Origin of the sequence: Vibrio clamense, from assembly GCF_050337905.1 — a bacterium.
Taxonomy (GTDB): Bacteria; Pseudomonadota; Gammaproteobacteria; order Enterobacterales; family Vibrionaceae; genus Vibrio; species Vibrio cortegadensis.
Genome location: NZ_JAKJTJ010000005.1, coordinates 1 through 3,927, shown reverse-complemented (window position 1 = coordinate 3,927; position 3,927 = coordinate 1). Strand labels below are relative to the sequence as shown.

Genomic DNA, 3,927 nt, shown 5'->3' with positions numbered 1-3,927 from the left:
TATGATTCAGTCAAATATGGTGTGTTGCGCTCGGAGTGGTTAGAACGCAACTAACAAACAATTTAAGAGTGACTCCTAACGCTTGCCGATTTTACTCCGATTTGAATTTAGTGTTTACGGTGCAATGGTTTAGTTTGGGTGTTATAGCGTTGTCGCACCTTAATTGGGCGTTATATTGCATAAGATTCAAAGGGTTAAATTATCCGTTTATCTTTGTTCTGCGTTCGAACTACACACCTGTTCTTTTCGTGAAAAATGCCATCAAAATGACCATCGCACGTAGAAAGTTTGTCGGCTAATTAGCTGCAACGTCACGCAAGTCTCCTCGTTAGTAAGTTTTGTTGGCTCAAGTTCATTTTGCGCGGTTTCTTTTTGGTGGGAACTTCATTGAAAATCGTGGCTTCAGCGCACTTTGTTGTCAGGTTTCTCGCTCGAATTCTTTGTCATTCTGGCTAACAGAACCATTCAAATTTTGCCTAGTTTCGTTTCTTTGCCAAGTGCGTTTTGTTGTCTATGGTTGAGTTTCGAACTATCCATTTTACATCTGAGTTCAAAGCCAGTAGATTTGTAGTCAATTCAGCACCTTGGCGCTAGACTTGGCTTTGTCGTGCGGGCAATATAACAAAGCATTTAAGAGGGATTCTCAACGCTTGGCATTTTTGCTTTTACTTCAAATTTAGTGTTTAAGGTACATTGCTTTAGGTTGGGTGGATGCGTTGTTCACCCCTTAATGCGGCGTTAGGCTTCAGGAGTGATTTGTGAATACAACTGTTTCGATGTTTGAAAAAGGTAGGGCTTTTGTTGCTGCCGCAGCATTGCTAAAAGCATATGAAGGGCATATGTTCGTATCTGCTCATTTGTTCTGTCAAGGTTTTGAGTGTATCGGTAAAGCCATTCTTTTGCAGAACGACTATAAACATTATAGTGATTTATTACGTAAAAAATTTGGGCATGATCTTGTAAAGTTACTCGATGAAATTCAAAGGTTGTACGGAAATGATTTGTTTTGTGCAAAGTCGGTCTCTGAGGTGAACTCCTTAAATGAATTATATAAGGCACATGAATTACGTTATGGTTCATCTATTGACTTTAAAGGTGCTGATGTCCAGATTTCTTTTGACAGCCTTCATCATGATTTGATTTCTATTCTCAATAGAAGTGAAGAATTAGTTGGAAGCTAAAGCCTAACAAGAGACTATGGCGTCAATAGTTAATTTTTGACGCTATTTTTATCCCACATCACACCGTCTCTCAGCATTGAATTTAAAATCACAACCATCTTCCTCATACAAGCAACTATCGCTACTTTTTTTGGTTTTCCTGCCGCAAGTAATCGTTCATAAGTTACCTTGAAAACTGGGTTACACTGAATAGCTGACATCATCGCCATATACATAACTGTCCTAACTTGAGCTCGCCCTCCTTGTATCATCCGTTTGCCTTTGAAGCGGCCGCTCTCTCTTGTTATTGGTGCGACACCAATGAGCGAAGAGGCTTGTTTATTGGAGATAAACCCTAATTCGGGCACATTGCTAATTAAGGAGGCCGCAAGGACCTTACCCACGCCAGGCATGCTTTGGAGAATCGCATTCTTGGCTTGATACTCAGGACAGCTATCAATCAGTTTCGCTATCTTTGCTTCTACTTTTTCTATCTGATTCTTCAGAGCGGTAAGGATAGGAGTAATGGTTGATGAGATATTCTTTGGTAATATTTGTAGCCGATTTCTTTCCATTGTTTGCATGGTGAGTAGCTGGTTGCGCCTTGCGACTAAGTCACTCATAAGGCGAATGTTTTCGCTTTTCAGTTTGGTGAGTTCGGGTTGCATACGTTCAGCATAATGTGCAATAAGAGCAGCATCTAATCGGTCGTTTTTGGCTCGTTGTCCAGTGGCACCTGCGAACTTTTTAATACGCAACGGATTAGCAATCACATAAGGTAATTTGGCTTTATCGCATTCGAGTATGAAGGGCATTTCTAATCGGCCAGTCGCTTCGATGACGATGCGCTGAGGTTTGTGTTTCTTAATGGTTTTGATGGCATCACGGATGCCTTTTTCGGTGTTTGGGACAGTGAAGTAAATGTCGAGAGGGCGGATGTAAATATCTAATTGTGACTTGCCAGTATCAACGCCGACATTAATGTTTTGAAGTGTATTTGTATTCATAATAAGCTAACTCTTGCTTGCAAATGCGGGCTCGAGACCCAGAAGACTATTCGAGTGTGGTGCTTGGAGTTCTATCTGGCGTTCGAACTTGTTATCGGTCTCTCAATAGAGGAGCCATCATTTAATCGAACTACCAAATAGAAGAACTTTAGTTGCAGCTAAAGTCTGGGTCTCACCTTACCCGATTGGAGTGCCTATTATCCATACAAGCGTTTAAGACGGATTCCCAACGCTTGGCGCTTTCGGCTTTCTTCAGGTTAAGTGTTTATGTCACAATGGTTTAGGCAGGGTGGCGGCGTTGCTCACCACTTAACGCGGCGTTATGAGGAGTTTAGAGTATGCAGCGATCTCAGATTGTGGAAGAGAAAGTAGTAAAAGCAGTCAAGGGCTTTGCATGCTCGATAAACTCGGGGAGTAAAGTCGTTGCTGATATGTCCTTGTTGATTGATGCTACTTCCCAACTGCCACTTACAAGTTTTGATTATTGGGAGCGAATTATTCGATCTGAATTCTCCCTTGCACTAAGAGAACTTGAGCCTCCCAAATGGAAGTTTTGGTCTAAGCCTAAAGAATTGTTAACTTGGCTAGATTTGATTAGTTGGGATGGCTACAGGAGAGAAAAAGCTCTACGAACTTTGTCAGGAGCCGCCCCCAATGCGTTTTTCTTTTCTCTTGCGGTGCGTAGGCTTAATGATTGGGTGCCACAAGTACGTGAAGCTGCGAGAAATACATTGCCGGAATTAGCAAAAGCGACAGCACCGGATTTCGTAGTCGAGGCCTTGCTAACTGCTCTTTCAAATTGGAATTCTTGGGGCAGGATTGAAGATGCGGACAAGAAAATTCTTTTACAAATCATATCGCAGAAAGACATTGCGAACTCAATGAGGCATAAGCTCATTTCATCAAGTGCAGGACCTATGCCTTCACTGTTTTCTCAGCTTGGTCGCACAAATATTCTTGATGATTATTTGCCAGAAATTGCAAATCTAGCTGTACAACCTGCAGTTCGAGCCAAAGCATACCGAAGCCTACTTGAAAGGCGTATAGTTTGGATAGAGGGCCGTAAGTGGAAATGGGCTGATATCCGTTATTGCGAGGGAAGAATGACGCCCATCGTGTCTGAACGCAAGTTAGATACCAAAGTTCCCACATTGGAATTGCTAAAATGCTCTGCTGAAGACCGGTCATCTGTTGTAAGGAGAGTATCAGCAGAGGTTTTGATTCGAGATCTAGAAGAGGTTGGAGTTTACGCTAAGGTATTAGCAGAAAAATTTGCATTAGATCAATCCTCTGCGGTGTCGGAAAGGGGACGATTTGCATTGAATAAGCTTCAGGAATTGGAGCGCGATAACTCCTCATAACAAGGCGTTCAAGACGGATTCACAACGCTTGGCGCTCTCAGTTTAAATCAGCTTTAGTGTTTAGGGTACAATTGTTTAGGTTTGGTGGTTAGCGCTGTTCACCACTTAACGCGGCGTTATAAGCTTTCGAGGAAAACTATGGAAATCATCATCAAACAAGCCATTGAATTGCGCAAAGAAGCTCGATATCAAGAGTCTAGAGCTTTGCTTTCAACGTTATTGAACGATGAAAACTATGTTGCTAAGGCTCACCTGCAAATTGCGTGGTCATATGATAATGAAGGTAAAGAGCAAGAAGCAGTTGGTCATTATCTGTCATCTCTGTCGGGTTTACTATCGTCAGTAGAACGGTTCGATGCTTTATTTGGCTTGGCGAGCACCTATCGAAGTCTTGGTATA

General features: G+C 42.1%; 4 protein-coding genes. 3 read left to right on the top strand and 1 reads right to left on the bottom strand.

The window, feature by feature from the left end; translation table 11 throughout:
• The first annotated feature begins 758 nt into the window (after window positions 1–758).
• The gene (locus tag L4C39_RS00290) at window positions 759–1,181 is read left to right on the top strand and encodes a hypothetical protein (RefSeq protein ID WP_141925867.1); all 423 of its coding nucleotides are present in this window, start codon (window positions 759–761) and stop codon (window positions 1,179–1,181) included.
• Window positions 1,182–1,210: 29 nt separating this feature from the next.
• Here L4C39_RS00290 and L4C39_RS00285 read toward each other — a convergent pair whose 3' ends face one another.
• Window positions 1,211–2,167, bottom strand: a complete 957-nt coding sequence (locus tag L4C39_RS00285) for an IS110 family RNA-guided transposase (protein WP_429743751.1) — start codon at window positions 2,165–2,167, stop codon at window positions 1,211–1,213.
• A 338-nt stretch (window positions 2,168–2,505) separates the two neighbouring features.
• Here L4C39_RS00285 and L4C39_RS00280 point away from each other — a divergent pair, with 338 nt between their 5' ends.
• Both L4C39_RS00280 and L4C39_RS00275 read left to right on the top strand, forming a co-directional pair.
• On the top strand, window positions 2,506–3,528 hold the full coding sequence (locus L4C39_RS00280; RefSeq protein ID WP_429743749.1) for a hypothetical protein: 1,023 nt from the start codon (window positions 2,506–2,508) through the stop codon (window positions 3,526–3,528).
• A 138-nt stretch (window positions 3,529–3,666) separates the two neighbouring features.
• Window positions 3,667–3,927, top strand: a 261-nt coding sequence (locus L4C39_RS00275; RefSeq protein WP_429743747.1) for a tetratricopeptide repeat protein, incomplete at its 3' end; no start/stop codon positions are given.

What these genes read in the sequence shown, in the direction of transcription:
- L4C39_RS00285 (WP_429743751.1), bottom strand. Translation starts at nt 2,167, where the DNA reads ATGAATACAAATACACTTCAAAACATTAATGTCGGCGTTGATACTGGC.
- L4C39_RS00280 (WP_429743749.1), top strand. Translation starts at nt 2,506, where the DNA reads ATGCAGCGATCTCAGATTGTGGAAGAGAAAGTAGTAAAAGCAGTCAAG.